The following is a 14452-nucleotide window of genomic DNA, read 5'->3' on the forward strand; positions in this document are numbered from 1 at the left end:
GCAACTGCAGGATGGACTGCGCCAATACATTCACTACTACAATCATGACCGCATCAAGCTCAAACTAAAAGGGCTGAGTCCCGTGCAATACAGGACTCAGCCCTTTCCGGCCTAGCCATCAACCGTCCAACTTCTGGGGGTCAGTTCAGTTGCCATCGGGCGTTTTGCCATCCTGCGAGGCAATCGGACCCCGCTCAGACCACCACGGTCTGGGCCTGGCCTTCCTCGCGCTCGCGGATTTCGCCGATCTGCCACACGGCTTCGCCAGCTGCCTGGAGGTGACGGATGGCGCGTTCGGCATCTTCCTTCGCCACGATCACGACCATGCCGATGCCGCAGTTGAACACGCGGTGCATTTCCGCGTCGGCCACGCGGCCCTGCTCCTGGAGCCACTGGAACAGCGGCGGCAGGGTCCAGGCATCCTTCTGGATCACGGCGGTGACGTTGTCGGCCAGCACGCGCGGCACGTTCTCGGTCAGGCCGCCGCCGGTGATGTGGGCCATGCCCTTGACCGGCAGCGTCTCGATCAGCGAGAGCAGCGGCTTCACGTAGATGCGCGTCGGCGCCATGATGGCGTCCTGCAGGCGCTGGCCGTGGAAGTCGGCGTTCAGGTCCGGCTTCGCCACGTCGATGATCTTGCGCACCAGCGAGTAACCGTTCGAATGCGCGCCCGACGAGGCCAGGCCCAGCACCACGTCGCCCGGGATAATCGTGCTGCCGTCGATGATCTTGCGCTTTTCCACGGCGCCCACCGCGAAGCCGGCCAGGTCGTACTCGCCGTCCGGGTACATGCTCGGCATCTCGGCGGTCTCGCCGCCGATCAGCGCGCAGCCGGCCAGTTCGCAGCCGTGGGCGATACCCTGGATCACGGTGGCAGCCGTGTCCACGTCCAGCTTGCCGCAGGCGAAGTAGTCGAGGAAGAACAGCGGCTCGGCGCCTTGCACCAGGATGTCGTTGACGCTCATCGCCACCAGATCCTGGCCCACGGTGTCGTGGCGGTTCAGCTGGAATGCCAGCTTGAGCTTGGTGCCCACGCCGTCCGTGCCGGATACCAGCACCGGCTCCTGGAACTTCTTCGAGAGTTCGAACAGCGCGCCGAATCCGCCGATACCGGCCATCACACCTTCACGCATGGTGCGCTTGGCGAACGGCTTGATGCGGTCTACCAGCGCGTCGCCGGCGTCGATGTCAACACCGGCATCGCGGTAGGAAAGGCCTGCCTGGCCGGCGTTCTGGGATGCGCTCATGAGATCCTGCTTGTCTTTGACGAGGTAAAGTGTGGATTACGGCGCCCGGCGCCACGGAGGGCGGGCGCGAGTCCGTTAGAATCGCGATTTTAACGGATACAGGCTCCCGGCTACCAGTTTCGCGGCGACACCCGGTCACCAGACCGGCCAAAGTGCCCCGCCCGGCGGTTTCCGGACCCTTTCGATGAACGCTCCCCTGCTCTCGCCAGACTCCAAACGTATCCTGATCTGGGTGGTCGTGGCTGCCGGCCTGTTCGCCGCCATCGTGGCGCTGGCGCCGGTGCTCACGCCCTTCCTGTTCGCGTTCATTTTTGCGTACATTCTCACGCCGGGCGTGGACTGGCTCCAGCGCCGCCGCGTGCCGCGCTTCATCGGCGTGACGCTGATGATCGGCCTGCTGACGATTATCGTGGTGCTGCTGGTGCTGTTGCTGATTGCCGTGCTCCAGCGCGAGATCCCGCAGATCCGGGAGCAGGTGCCGATGTTGTTGCAAAAGCTCAACAATGTGGTGGCGCCCCGCCTGGCAGAACTGGGGGTGCGCGTGCGCTTTGACTTCCCCGGCCTGCGCAATATGCTCCAGGACCGCTTCGCGGCCAGCCCGGAAGACCTGTTCCAGGTGCTGCTGAATTATGCGAAGGTGTCCGGCTCGGCCCTGATCAGCGTGGCCGGCATGCTGTTCATCATCCCCATCGTCATGTATTACCTGATGATGGACTGGCATATGGTCATGCGGCGGATCGAGCGGCTGGTGCCGCGCCGCTGGGTGCCGAAGGTGCGCGAGTTGTCGAATGAGACCGATGCGCTACTTTCCCAGTACCTGCGCGGGCAGATCCTTGTTATGGTGATTCTTGCTGCACTTTATTCGATCGGGCTGACCATCGCCGGCTTCGAGGTGGGCGTGCCGGTGGGCGTGTTCACCGGGTTGGCCGTGTTCATCCCGTACATTGGTTTCGGGCTGGGGCTGGCGCTGGCGATCGTGGCGGCGCTGCTGCAATTCGGCAATTGGTACGGGCTGGGCGCCGTGGCCGTGGTATACGGCATCGGGCAGTTCGTGGAAAGCTTCTACCTGACGCCGCGGCTGGTGGGCGAGCGCATCGGGCTGCACCCGCTGGTGGTGATCTTCGCGCTGCTGGCCTTTGGCCAGTTGTTTGGCTTCTTCGGCGTGCTGCTGGCCCTGCCGACCTGCGCGGTGCTGCTGGTCGGCGCGCGGCAGGTCCGGCGCGTTTATATGGCTAGCGAGCTGTACCGCAACTGATCGAAGCCCACAGAAACTGATGGAACCGAGGTAGGAAGTTACGAAAACGTCATGTCTTCGCGTCATAAGCAGCTTTCGCTCGAGCTCGGCAGCCCCCCGCCGTCCACGTTCGAGAACTTTTTCGTGGCTTCGAACCGCGAGCCGGTGCAGCGCCTGCGCGAGCTGCCGGCCGCTATCGCCCAGGAACACGCCAACGACCGGCTGATCTACCTGTGGGGCGAGGTCGGCTCGGGGCGCACCCACCTGCTGCACGCGGTGTGCGACGCGGCGCTCCATACCGGCCTGAACTGCCGCTACCTGAGCCCGCACCACGCGCTGGCCGACTTCAATTTCGATCCGTCCTGCCGGCTCTACACCGTCGATGATGTGGAATTGCTCGACGAAGCGCGACAGATCGCCGTGTTTTCGCTGTATAACGAGGTGCGCGCCCACGTGCGCACCGCGCTGGTGGTGGCGGGCGGCCTGGCGCCGCGTGCCATGCCGGTACGTGAAGACCTGCGCACCCGGCTTGGCTGGGGGCTGGTCTACCAGGTGGCGTCGCTGTCCGATGACGACAAGATGGCCGCCCTGCTGCAGGCCGCGCGCGAGCGTGGGTTGCAGTTGTCGCCGGAAATCCCCCACTGGCTGGTGACGCGGCATTACCGCGACATGCCCAGCCTGATGGCCCTGCTGGACGCGCTGGACACCTATTCGCTCGAGCGCAAGCGCGCGGTCACCCTGCCGCTGCTGCGCGAGATGTTTGCGGAATTCCGCGAATAACGCGAATCCGCGCCGAAGCTGGCACGAAATCCGCTCCAAATTGGTCCTGGCGCGCCACGGCGCGCCGACCGCCATGCGTACCTTAATGTAAAATCGCCGCCCATGAATCTGGCACTGTTTGACCTCGACCACACCCTGATCCCCACCGACAGCGACCACGAATGGGGCCGCTTCCTGGTCCGCATGGGCGTTGTCGACGAGGAATCCTATCGTCGCAAGAACGACGAGTTCTATGGGCAATACAAGGCGGGCACCCTGGACATCCAGGCGTTCCTGCGCTTTGCGCTGGCCCCGCTGGCCGCCAATCCGCGCGACCGGCTGGACGCCTGGCGCCAGCGCTTCATGCGCGAGGTGATCGACCCCGTCATCACCCCGCAGGCCAAGGCGCTGGTCTACAAGCACCTGGAGGCGGGCGACCTGTGCGCCGTGGTGACCGCCACCAACAGCTTCGTTACCGCCCCGATCGCCCAGGCCTTCGGCATCAAGCATCTGATCGCGACCGAGCCGGCCACGTCCGACGGCAAGCCGGATGGCGCGTTCACGGGCGAGGTCTTCGGCGTGCCGAGCTTCCGCGAGGGCAAGATCGCCCGCGTGGAGCAGTGGCTCAAGGGCCTCGGCACCCAGTGGGAAGACTTCGGCACCACGACGTTCTACAGCGATTCCGCCAACGACCTGCCGCTGCTGGAAAAGGTCAGCGAGCCGATCGCCGCCAATCCCGACGACCGCCTGCGCAACCATGCGGCCGCGGCCGGCTGGCGCATCATGGACCTGTTCTGACGTGATCAAGAAACTCATCAACCGGCTGCTCGGCAAGCCTGGCCCCAAGCTGCGCCGCACCGGGCGCGCCCATACGCAGCGCATCGTCAACGTGGACGAGCACCGCATCGATCCCACGCTGCTCTCGCGCAATGCCGTCAAGGTCACCGCCACGCTCCAGCAGGCCGGTTTCCAGGCCTTCATCGTCGGCGGCGCCGTGCGCGACCTGCTGCTCGGCATCAAGCCGAAGGACTTCGACGTGGCCACCAACGCCACGCCCGAGGAAGTGCAGGCGCTGTTCCGCCGCTCGCGCATCATCGGCCGGCGCTTCCAGATCGTGCACGTGACGTTCTACGGCGGCCGCGAGCAGGAGATCATCGAGGTCTCGACCTTCCGCGCGCTGGTGGACGCGATTGCCAGCGAGACGCTGCCCGAAGGCCGCCGCCTGAAGCGCGCCGAGCTGGACAGCAAGACGCACGCGATCGACGCCAGCGGCCGCGTGCTGCGCGACAACGTCTGGGGCTCCCAGGCCGAGGACGCCGAGCGCCGCGACTTCACGATCAACGCGATGTACTACGACCCGGCCGCCCAGACCGTGCATGACTACCATCACGGCATGGAAGACATCCGCGCACGCACGCTGCGGATGATCGGCGACCCGGTCACGCGCTACCGCGAAGACCCGGTGCGCATGCTGCGCGCGGTGCGCTTCGCGGCCAAGACCGGTTTTTCGATCGACGAGGCAACGCGCGAGCCGATCGCCGAACTGGCCCCGCTGATCCACAACGTGCCGAGCGCGCGCCTGTTCGACGAAATGCTGAAGCTGCTGATGTCCGGGCACGCCTGGGCCTCGCTGCAGGAGCTGCGCAAGGCCGGCCTGCACAAGGGCCTGCTGCCGCTGCTGGACGTGGCGCTGGAGCAGCCGATGGGCCAGCGCTTCGTGCAGTTGGCGCTCGACAACACCGACCGCCGCGTGCAGGCCGGCAAGCCGGTTTCGCCCGGTTTCCTGTTCGCCGCGCTGCTGTGGCACCACGTGCTGCAGCGCTGGAACAAGCTGCGCGACGAGGGTGAGCACGCGATTGCCGCGCTCAACACGGCCATGGACATGGTGCTGGAGAAGCAGACCGGCCAGCTGGCGATCCAGCGCCGCTTTGTCACCGACATGCGCGACATCTGGGGCATGCAGCCGCGCTTCGAGAAGCGCGTCGGCCGCATGCCGTTCCGCCTGCTGGAATCGCCGCGCTTCCGCGCCGGCTATGACTTCCTGCAACTGCGCTGCGAATCGGGCGAACAGCCGGCCGAAGTCGGCCAATGGTGGACCGACTTCCAGAACGCACCGCCCGATACGCGCGAAGACATGATTGAGGCCTCCCGCCCGAAGCGCGGCAAGGGTGGCTCGGGCGCCTCGGGCGGCCACGGTGCCCACGGTGCCGACGAAGGCGAAGGTTTCGCCGGGGTCGAGGGCGAGGGTCCGGTGCGCAAGAAGCGTCGTCGGCGCGGTCCGCGGAAATCGGATAAAGTTTCTTCCCGGAGCGACACGGACGCGGCGGAGGGGGGTCAGGCCGCATCAGAGTCCGGCCGCGCCCAGCCGGAGGAATAACATGACACTTGCCTTTATCGGCATCGGCGCCAATCTCGGCGATGCCCGCCAGGCATTGAAGGACGCCATCGTGTGCCTGGCCCAGCAGGTCGGCATCACGGTATTGGCCAAGTCCTCGTTCTACCGCACCGCACCCGTCGACGCCAGCGGCGACGACTACTTCAACGCCGTGGTGAAGGTGGAGACGTCCTTCACCGCGCCGCAGCTGTTGCGCATCTGCCACCACATCGAGGACCAGTTCGGCCGCGAGCGCCCGTTTCACAACGCGCCGCGCACGCTGGACCTCGACCTGCTGCTGTTCGGCACCGACCGGATCGACTCCGAGGCCCTGACCGTGCCGCATCCGCGCATCACCGAGCGCGCCTTCGTGCTGGTGCCGCTGGTGGAGCTGGATGGCGAGGTCGCCATCCCGGGCCGCGGCCGCGCGGCGGACTTCCTGCCCGGCGTGCGCGACCAGCGCATCGAGAAGTTTTCCTCATGCAAATGCTCCCGCCTGCAGGAAGGCGGCACGCAGGCGTGATCCACGCCTGATCCATCGGCACCCCACGAGCCATGCTCGACCATCTGCGCCGCATCGTCGTCGAAGGGCCTGTCGGCTCCGGCAAGACCTCGCTGGCGCAGCGCCTGGCCCGCACGCTCCAGGCCGGCGAACTGCCTGACGGCGCCCGCCAGAACCCCTTCCTCGAACGCTTCTACCGCGAGCCCCAGCGCTATGCACTGCCGATGCAGCTGCACTGCCTGGACCAGCGTGCCACCCAGATCCAGCATTGGCAGGCCGCACTGCTCGCCGGCCAGCGCATGATCGGCAATTTCCTCTACGCACGTGACCGCCTCTATGCGGCCCTGACGCTCGAAGCCGACGAACTCGCGCTCTACGACGCGCTGGCCGCCCGGCTCCAGGTGCCGGCCCAGCGCGTGGACCTGGTCATCATGCTCCAGGCCACGCCGTCGCTGCTGCGCGAGCGCATTGCGCGGCGCGGGCTGCCGGGCGAGTCCGGCATCGACGAAACCTACCTACAGCGGCTGACCGACGCCTACGGCGAGCTGTTCCACCGCTACGACGAGGCGCCGGTCCTGATCGTGGACACCGCGCGCTTCAATCCGGTGGACAACGACGGCGATTTCCGTACACTACTGTCGCGCATCGAGAACATGCGGGGCCGCAAGGCCTTCCTGAATCTCGCGGCCCCCTGACCGCCCTGCCCGCCTCAGGCCCAGGCAGCCATACACCCCCACGGGCACTGCCATGAGTTACCTCCTCGACCCCTCCCGCAAGACCGTCACCATTCCCAAGCTCCAGGCCATGCGTGCCGCGAATGACAAGATTGTCATGCTCACGGCCTACGACTCGAGCTTCGCCGCGCTGCTGGACTACTGCGGCGTGGAAGTGATCCTCGTCGGCGATTCGCTCGGCAACGTGATGCAGGGCCAGCAGACCACGCTGCCCGTCACGCTGCAGCACATGGTCTATCACACCGAATGCGCGGCGCGCGGCAACCAGACCGCGCTGCTGGTATCGGACCTGCCGTTTGGCACCTACGGCACGCCAACGCAGGCCTTCGAGAGCGCCACCGCACTGATGCGCGCAGGCGCGCAGATGGTGAAGCTGGAAGGCGGCGACTGGCTCGCCCCCACCGTGAAATTCCTGGTCGAGCGCAGCATTCCGGTGTGCGCCCACATCGGCCTGACCCCGCAGTCGGTACACGCGCTGGGCGGCTTCAAGGTGCAGGGCAAGACCGACGCCGGTGCCGCGCAGCTCAAGCGCGACGCGCTGGCGCTGCAAGCCGCCGGTGCGCAGTTGATCCTCATGGAAGCCGTGCCGGCCGCGCTGGCCGGCGAAATCACGGCGCAGCTGACGACGCCGACCATCGGCATCGGCGCTGGCGTGGACTGCTCCGGTCAGGTGCTGGTGCTGCAGGACATGCTCAATATCTATCCGGGCCGCAAGGCCAAGTTCGTGCGCAACTTCATGGACGGCCAGACCTCGATCGAGGCTGCCGTGCGCGCTTACGTCGCCGCTGTAAAGGACGGTAGCTTCCCGGCCGTCGAGCACACGTTCTCCGCCTGAGCGCGCCCACGTGGAGATCGGCACGGCCACGCTGGACGCTTTCCGCCTGCTGGGCAGCGGCGACGGCGCGCTATGGTTCATCGTCTGGACCTCGCTGATGGTGGCGGTGCTCGGCCTGGCGCTGGCCACCGTGCCGGCCATCGGCGCCGCCTACCTGATCGCCAACCATGCCTTTCCGGGCCGGCGTGTGGTGGTGGTGCTGGCGCAGGCCTTCCTGTCGTTCCCGACCGTGCTGGTCGGCCTGGTGCTCTATCTGCTGTTCACGCGGCAGGGGCCGCTGGGTAGCTTCTCCCTGCTGTTCACCCCGTCCGGCATGGTTTTCGGGCAGGCCGTGATCGGCTTCCCTGTAGTGCTGGCGTTCTCGCTCGCGGCCATGCAGGCGGCGGACCCACGCCTGCGCGAGACCGCGTGGGTGCTCGGCGCCGGCCGCTGGCGCACCTTCTTCACCGTGCTGCGCGAGCTGCGCTTCGGCCTGATGGCGGCCGTGGTGGCCGGCTTCGGGCGCGTGATTGCCGAAGTGGGCTCGGCGCTGATGATCGGCGGCAATATCGAAGGCTCCACGCGCACCATCACCACGGCCATCGCGCTGGAGACCAGCAAGGGCGAGTTCGCGCAGGGCATCGCGCTCGGCATCGTGCTGGTGGCGCTGGCGCTGGCGGTCAACGTCATGCTCGCCTGGCTGCAAGGCGCGGGAGGGTTCCGGCGATGACCACCCCTGCCTTGTCGCCACTGCTGACGGTGCGGGGCCTGGTGCGCCGCGTTGGCGCTCGCCAGCTGTTCGACATCCCCGAACTGGTGTTCCCGCGCGCCACCGCCGTGGCGCTGACCGGCGTGAACGGCGCGGGCAAGTCCACCCTGCTGCGGATGGTGGCCGGGCTGGAGCCGGCGCCGGGCGCCACCGTGGCGTGGGAGGACGAAGGCGGCACGCGCCGCGAGGCGCCGCTGACGCCGCTGCCGCCCGCGCTGCGCCAGCGCGTGGCCTACATGCACCAGCACCCCTACCTGTTCCGCACCTCGGTGCGCGACAACATCGCCTATGGCCTGCGGGCCCGAGGCGTGGCGCACGACGAGATCGAGCGGCGCGTGGGCGCGGCGCTGGGCTGGGCCGGCATCGTCCATGTGCAGGACACCGCGCCGGAGAAGCTGTCCGGCGGCGAAGTCCAGCGCGTGGCGCTGGCGCGGGCCAAGGTGCTGGAGCCGGAACTGCTGCTGCTCGACGAACCCACCTCCAATCTCGACGGCCACGCGCGCGAGCAGGTGATTGCGCTGATCGGGGAACTGGCGGCGGAAGGCCGCTCCGTGGTGATGGTCTGCCACGACCGGGAACTGATCAACCTGCCCGGGGTGGTCAGGTGGAAGCTGGGAGACGGCCGGCTCGACACGCGGCACAGGTAGGCAGCACAGGTAGGCGGCTTTGCCTACCTTCCTGTTAGCGCAGCCGCGCCCGCATCGTCCCGCGCAGCGCGTTGGCGATGACGATGGCCTCGGCGCGCCGCACCATATCGCGCGTGACCACGGCCTGTTCGATCGGGCCGTCGATCAGCGCATCGCCCACCTCAAGCACCACGGCGCGCATCACGCCCGGCAGGATGTCCGCCGACAACGGCGGCGTCAGCCAGCGCCCGCCCACCTTCACGAACACCGAACTGCGCCCGCCTTCGAGCAACTCGTCACGCGTGTTGAAGAACAGCGCGTCGAAGCCGCCCTCGCGCTCGGCCGCCTGCCAGCCGGCATCGAACGCGGCGCGGGCACTGGACTTGTGGCGGCGCATCGGGTCGGCTACCGGCAGGCGCGTGGTCGACAGGTCGAGCAGCGCCACCGGCTCGGCGCGCGGCGTCAGCGAACCGCTCGCGAAGACCAGCGCGCCGGCCTTGTCGACGGCCATGCGCAGCCGCCAGTCGCCGTCGCCCAGCCGTCCCGCCTCGGCCTGTATGGCCGCCCGCGCCGCCGGTTGGTCGAATGCGAAGCCAAACACTGCCGTGGATTGCGCCAGCCGCGCCAGATGGCGCTCGCGGTGCGGCACCACGCCATCGCGCGCGTGCATGGTCTCGAACAGCGTGAAGCCGGGATCGTGCGCGGTCAGGAAGCGCGCCTTCCAGCCGCATTCCGCGAATTCGTCGGCGGCCACGCTGTCATGGACGATGCCGCCGCCCACCCCCATCTCGCCCCGGCGCAGGCCGTCGTCGCCCTGCGGCCCCAGCACCAGCGTGCGGATCGCCACGGACATGCCGATAGCGCCGCAGGGCTGGTCGTCTGCCGGCGCATCGAGCCAGCCGATGGCGCCCGTGTAGAGGCCGCGCGGCGTGGTTTCCAGTTCGGCGATGATCTGCATGGTCCGCCGCTTGGGCGCGCCGGTGATCGAGCCGCACGGGAACAGCGCCGCCATCAACGCGCCAAAGCCGGTGCCGGGCCGCGCCGTGGCGGTCACCGTGGAAGTCATCTGGAGCACGCGGCCGAACGGCTGCACCACGAAGCGGTCGGGCACGGCCACGCTGCCGGGCTGGGCGATGCGGCCCAGGTCGTTGCGCAGCAGGTCGACGATCATCACGTTCTCGGCCCGGTTCTTGGCGTCGGCGGCCAGCCGGCGCGCGGCGCGGGCGTCCTGCCCGGCGTCCCCGCTGCGCGGCGCGGTGCCCTTCATCGGCCGGGTCACCAGATGCCCGGCGCCGTCATGCTCGACGAACAGTTCGGGCGACAGCGACAGCACCCAGCCATCGCCGGGCAGCCAGGCCAGCACGCCGAACGGCACCGGCTGCGCGGCCCGCAGCGCGGCGTAGAACGTCACCGGGTCGCCGAAGGCGGAGAAGCGGAGCCGCTGCGTGAAATTCACCTGATAGGTATCGCCGGCCTCGATATAGGCATGGATGCGTGCGATGGCGTCTGCGTAGGCGGCGTGCGGCGGCTCGGCGCGCACGTCCATCGCGCCGGCCGGGGCGGATTCTGCTCGGGCGGCCAGCCATGCTCCTACGGCGTCGCCATCGAGACGGGCCATGTCCCGGAACCAGAGCAGGTGCAGCGCGCCGTCATGGAATGGCAGCGCATCGCCGCAATGGACCGGCGCCCCGACGAGCGCCCCGCCGAACTCGTACGGCGCGAACAGCGTGGCCTGCAGCCCGTGGCGCCAGCCGGCGGCCAGCAGCGCGTCCAGCGTGGCGGGATCGGTGCCGGCGGGCAGGACATCGGCGCGGACAAACCCCGTATAGAGGCGCGACGCCGCCACGCCGGGTGCGGCGGCGGCGTCGTCGAGCAGGACGAAGGGGTCGAAACTGGCGCTGGAGGGGGCGGGGGACGGCGGAACCACGGAAACTCGGCAGGGTGCATCAATGCCGCATTATCGCCGCGACGGGCATGAAAAAACCGGCCACGCTGGTCACGTGGCCGGTTTCATCGTCCTGCCTGCCGGGCAATCCGGCGATTTAGCTGAAGAAGCTCTTCACCTTGTCCAGCCAGGACTGCTCCTGCGGGCTGTGGCGCGAGCCACCCTCGTGCACCGAGCGGTCGAACTCGCGCAGCATGTCCTTCTGGGCCTCGGTCAGCTTGACCGGCGTTTCCACGTTCACATGGACGTAGAGGTCGCCGGGATAGCCCGAGCGCACACCCTTGATGCCCTTGCCGCGCAGCCGGAACGTCTTGCCGCCCTGCGTGCCCTCGGGCACCGGGAAGCTGGCGCGGCCGCCCAGCGTCGGCACTTCCAGCTCGCCGCCCAGCGCTGCCGTGGCGAAGGAGATCGGCATCTGGCAGTGCAGGTCATCGCCATCACGCTCGAAGACCTCGTGCGCCTTGATATGCACTTCTACATACAGGTCGCCCGGGGGGCCGCCGTTGATACCCGGCTCGCCATTGCCCGACGAGCGGATGCGCATGCCTTCGTCGATGCCGGCCGGAATCTTCACTTCCAGCGTTTTCTGCGACTTCAGCTTGCCCTGGCCGTGGCACTTCACGCACGGCTTGGGGATGAACTTGCCGCTGCCGTGGCACTTCGGGCAGGTCTGCTGCATCGTGAAGAAGCCTTGCGACACGCGCACCTGGCCCACGCCGTTACAGGTCGGGCAGGTTTCCACCGACGATCCCGGCTCGGCGCCGTTGCCGTGGCAGTGTTCGCAGTCGTCCCAGTGCGGCACGCGGATCTGCGCCTCGTGGCCATGCGCGGCCTGCTCCAGCGAGATTTCCATGCTGTAGCGCAGATCGGCGCCACGGTAGGCTTGCGGGCCGTTGCCGCGCCGCTGGCCGCCCTGCTGGCCGAAGATGTCGCCGAAGATGTCACCGAAGGCTTCGGCAAACCCGCCGTAGCCCTGGCCGCCGCCGAAGCCGCCAGCCATGTTGGGGTCCACGCCGGCGTGGCCATACTGGTCGTAGGCCGCCTTCTTCTCGGGGTCAGAGAGCATCTCGTAGGCTTCCTTGCCCTCCTTGAACTTATCTTCCGCTTCCTTGCTGTCCGGATTGCGGTCCGGGTGGTACTTCATCGCGAGCTTGCGATAAGCCTTCTTGATCTCGTCGTCGCTCGCGTTCTTGCCTACCCCGAGCACTTCGTAATAGTCACGTTTTGCCATGGTGGCTCTTACCTGATTGGCTTGGCCGGCAAGGAATCACCGGCCAGGCGCGAATGGCTGAAATAGCAAAAAAGCCGAGCGAGGTGTTCGACCATGGTTTCTCACCCTGTGTCTGAACACCAACGCCCGGCGTCGGGGCGGGAGTGGCGCTGAATGCACCTGCGCCACTCCCGCTGATCCCGCTTACTTCTTGTCGTTCACTTCCTTGAACTCGGCGTCCACGACGTTATCGTCCTGCGGCTGCGCCTGGGACTGCTGTTGCTGGCCGCCTGCGGCACCGGCCGCACCGCCGGCGCCGGCTTCACCGGCCTTGGCCTGCATGTCGGCGTAGACCTTCTCGCCCAGCTTCTGGCTCGCTTCGGACAGCGCGTTGATCTTGGTTTCGATCTCGGCCTTGTCGCCGCCGCGTGCGGCGTCTTCCAGTTCCTTGACCGCGACTTCGATCTTTTCCTTCTCGCCGGCTTCCAGCTTGTCGCCATGCTCGGCCACGGCCTTGCGCGTCGAGTGGATCAGCGCATCGGCCTGGTTGCGGGCATCGGCCAGCTCACGGGCGCGCTTGTCTTCCTCGGCGTTGGCCTCGGCGTCCTTCACCATGCGCTGGATCTCGTCTTCCGACAGACCCGAGTTCGCCTTGATGGTGATGCGGTTTTCCTTGCCGGTGGCCTTGTCCTTGGCGCCCACGTGCAGGATGCCGTTGGCGTCGATGTCGAACGAGACCTCGATCTGCGGCGTACCACGCGGCGACGGCGGAATGCCTTCCAGGTTGAACTCGCCCAGCAGCTTGTTGCCGCTGGCCATCTCGCGCTCGCCCTGGAACACCTTGATCGTCACCGCCGGCTGGTTGTCGTCAGCCGTCGAGAAGACCTGTGCGTGCTTGGTCGGGATGGTCGTGTTCTTGCTGATCATCTTGGTCATCACGCCGCCCAGCGTCTCGATGCCCAGCGACAGCGGCGTCACGTCCAGCAGCAGCACGTCGGTACGGTCGCCCGACAGCACCGAGCCCTGGATCGCGGCACCCACGGCCACGGCTTCGTCCGGGTTCACGTCCTTGCGGGCTTCCTTGCCGAAGAACTCGCGCACCTGCTCCTGCACCTTGGGCATGCGGGTCATGCCGCCGACCAGGATCACGTCGTCGATGTCGCCCACCTTGACGCCCGCATCCTTGATGGCGGTGCGGCACGGGTCGATCGTGCGCTTGATCAGGTCTTCCACCAGCGCTTCCAGCTTGGCGCGCGTGATCTTCAGGTTCAAGTGCTTCGGGCCCGAGGCATCCGCCGTGATGTACGGCAGGTTGATCTCGGTCTGCTGCGAGCTGGACAGCTCGATCTTGGCCTTTTCAGCGGCTTCCTTCAGGCGTTGCAGCGCCAGCACGTCCTTCGACAGGTCGACGCCCTGGTCTTTCTTGAACTCGCCGATGATGTAGTCGATGATGCGCTGGTCGAAGTCCTCGCCACCGAGGAAGGTGTCGCCGTTGGTCGACAGCACTTCGAACTGCTTCTCGCCGTCCACGTCCGCGATCTCGATGATCGAGATGTCGAACGTGCCGCCGCCGAGGTCATACACGGCGATCTTGCGGTCGCCCTTCTCGTTCTTGTCCATGCCGAACGCCAGCGCGGCGGCGGTCGGCTCGTTGATGATGCGCTTGACGTCCAGGCCCGCGATGCGGCCGGCGTCCTTGGTCGCCTGGCGCTGCGAGTCGTTGAAGTAAGCCGGCACGGTGATCACGGCTTCGGTCACCGGCTCGCCCAGGTAGTCCTCGGCGGTCTTCTTCATCTTGCGCAGCACTTCGGCGGACACCTGCGGCGGGGCCAGCTTCTGGTCGCGCGCGCCCACCCATGCGTCGCCGTTGTCGGCCTTGACGATGGCGTAGGGCATCAGGCCGATGTCCTTCTGCACTTCCTTTTCTTCGAACTTGCGGCCGATCAGGCGCTTCACGGCGTACAGCGTGTTGCGCGGGTTCGTGACAGCCTGGCGCTTGGCCGGCGCGCCGACCAGGATCTCGCCATCTTCCATGTAGGCGATGATCGACGGGGTGGTACGCGTGCCTTCGGCGTTCTCGATGACCTTCGGCGTGTTGCCTTCCAGGATCGCTACGCAGCTATTGGTGGTACCCAAGTCGATACCAATGATCTTACCCATTTGTGTTCTCTCCTATTGAGCCCTGCTTTGGCGCAGCGGCTGCAATTCAACCTGAGTGCGAAATGTGGCCGTCCGGGG

At 67.2% G+C, this 14452-nt stretch carries 14 protein-coding genes; 10 read left to right on the forward strand and 4 right to left on the reverse strand.

Annotation, left to right across the window (positions count from 1 at the left end; translation table 11 throughout):
• Window positions 1–115, forward strand: a 115-nt coding sequence (locus tag AB4120_RS25765; protein WP_441592170.1) for an IS3 family transposase, incomplete at its 5' end; no start/stop codon positions are given.
• A gap of 79 nt (window positions 116–194) precedes the next feature.
• Here the strand turns inward: AB4120_RS25765 and purM are convergent.
• Window positions 195–1247 carry a phosphoribosylformylglycinamidine cyclo-ligase gene (gene purM, locus AB4120_RS25770; protein ID WP_092298963.1) on the reverse strand — a complete coding sequence of 351 codons (1053 nt, stop codon included), beginning with the start codon at window positions 1245–1247 and terminating at the stop codon, window positions 195–197.
• Window positions 1248–1431: 184 nt separating this feature from the next.
• Between purM and AB4120_RS25775 the strand changes: the two genes are divergently transcribed.
• From AB4120_RS25775 to AB4120_RS25815, 9 genes are all read left to right on the forward strand, one after another.
• Window positions 1432–2502, forward strand: a complete 1071-nt coding sequence (locus AB4120_RS25775; RefSeq protein ID WP_149137460.1) for an AI-2E family transporter — start codon at window positions 1432–1434, stop codon at window positions 2500–2502.
• Window positions 2503–2553: 51 nt separating this feature from the next.
• On the forward strand, window positions 2554–3261 hold the full coding sequence (gene hda / locus AB4120_RS25780) for a DnaA regulatory inactivator Hda (RefSeq protein ID WP_092298957.1): 708 nt from the start codon (window positions 2554–2556) through the stop codon (window positions 3259–3261).
• Between the two features lie 102 nt (window positions 3262–3363).
• Window positions 3364–4038, forward strand: a complete 675-nt coding sequence (locus AB4120_RS25785; RefSeq protein WP_149137459.1) for an HAD family hydrolase — start codon at window positions 3364–3366, stop codon at window positions 4036–4038.
• Between the two features lies 1 nt (window position 4039).
• Entirely contained in the window at window positions 4040–5617 is a 1578-nt protein-coding gene (gene pcnB, locus AB4120_RS25790) for a polynucleotide adenylyltransferase PcnB (protein WP_149137458.1), read from the forward strand.
• A 1-nt stretch (window position 5618) separates the two neighbouring features.
• Entirely contained in the window at window positions 5619–6137 is a 519-nt protein-coding gene (folK, locus tag AB4120_RS25795; RefSeq protein ID WP_149137457.1) for a 2-amino-4-hydroxy-6-hydroxymethyldihydropteridine diphosphokinase, read from the forward strand.
• A 32-nt stretch (window positions 6138–6169) separates the two neighbouring features.
• Window positions 6170–6811: a deoxynucleoside kinase gene (locus AB4120_RS25800; protein ID WP_149137456.1), complete on the forward strand. Its 642-nt coding sequence runs from the start codon at window positions 6170–6172 to the stop codon at window positions 6809–6811.
• A gap of 52 nt (window positions 6812–6863) precedes the next feature.
• Entirely contained in the window at window positions 6864–7685 is an 822-nt protein-coding gene (panB, locus tag AB4120_RS25805) for a 3-methyl-2-oxobutanoate hydroxymethyltransferase (protein WP_149137455.1), read from the forward strand.
• A gap of 10 nt (window positions 7686–7695) precedes the next feature.
• Entirely contained in the window at window positions 7696–8394 is a 699-nt protein-coding gene (locus tag AB4120_RS25810) for an ABC transporter permease (protein WP_149137454.1), read from the forward strand.
• Window positions 8391–9080, forward strand: a complete 690-nt coding sequence (locus AB4120_RS25815) for an energy-coupling factor ABC transporter ATP-binding protein (RefSeq protein WP_149137453.1) — start codon at window positions 8391–8393, stop codon at window positions 9078–9080. The genes AB4120_RS25810 and AB4120_RS25815 overlap by 4 nt, the downstream gene beginning before the upstream one ends.
• 34 nt (window positions 9081–9114) lie before the next feature.
• Here AB4120_RS25815 and AB4120_RS25820 read toward each other — a convergent pair whose 3' ends face one another.
• The 3 genes from AB4120_RS25820 to dnaK form a co-directional block, all read right to left on the reverse strand.
• A complete protein-coding gene (locus AB4120_RS25820; protein WP_441643005.1) occupies window positions 9115–10986 on the reverse strand; it encodes a chorismate-binding protein in 1872 nt (623 codons plus the stop codon).
• Between the two features lie 115 nt (window positions 10987–11101).
• Window positions 11102–12235, reverse strand: a complete 1134-nt coding sequence (dnaJ, locus tag AB4120_RS25825; RefSeq protein WP_441643006.1) for a molecular chaperone DnaJ — start codon at window positions 12233–12235, stop codon at window positions 11102–11104.
• Window positions 12236–12418: 183 nt separating this feature from the next.
• Window positions 12419–14374: a molecular chaperone DnaK gene (dnaK, locus tag AB4120_RS25830; RefSeq protein ID WP_149137451.1), complete on the reverse strand. Its 1956-nt coding sequence runs from the start codon at window positions 14372–14374 to the stop codon at window positions 12419–12421.
• Window positions 14375–14452 lie beyond the last annotated feature (78 nt).

This window comes from Cupriavidus sp. 2KB_3 (genome assembly GCF_052115685.1).
Taxonomy (GTDB): domain Bacteria; phylum Pseudomonadota; class Gammaproteobacteria; order Burkholderiales; family Burkholderiaceae; genus Cupriavidus; species Cupriavidus campinensis.

Coding starts and splice junctions, on each gene's coding strand:
- AB4120_RS25775 (WP_149137460.1), top strand. CDS start 1,432: ATGAACGCTCCCCTGCTCTCGCCAGACTCCAAACGTATCCTGATCTGG.
- AB4120_RS25785 (WP_149137459.1), top strand. CDS start 3,364: ATGAATCTGGCACTGTTTGACCTCGACCACACCCTGATCCCCACCGAC.
- folK (WP_149137457.1), top strand. CDS start 5,619: ATGACACTTGCCTTTATCGGCATCGGCGCCAATCTCGGCGATGCCCGC.
- dnaJ (WP_441643006.1), bottom strand. CDS start 12,235: ATGGCAAAACGTGACTATTACGAAGTGCTCGGGGTAGGCAAGAACGCG.
- purM (WP_092298963.1), bottom strand. CDS start 1,247: ATGAGCGCATCCCAGAACGCCGGCCAGGCAGGCCTTTCCTACCGCGAT.
- panB (WP_149137455.1), top strand. CDS start 6,864: ATGAGTTACCTCCTCGACCCCTCCCGCAAGACCGTCACCATTCCCAAG.
- AB4120_RS25800 (WP_149137456.1), top strand. CDS start 6,170: ATGCTCGACCATCTGCGCCGCATCGTCGTCGAAGGGCCTGTCGGCTCC.
- AB4120_RS25815 (WP_149137453.1), top strand. CDS start 8,391: ATGACCACCCCTGCCTTGTCGCCACTGCTGACGGTGCGGGGCCTGGTG.
- dnaK (WP_149137451.1), bottom strand. CDS start 14,374: ATGGGTAAGATCATTGGTATCGACTTGGGTACCACCAATAGCTGCGTA.
- hda (WP_092298957.1), top strand. CDS start 2,554: ATGTCTTCGCGTCATAAGCAGCTTTCGCTCGAGCTCGGCAGCCCCCCG.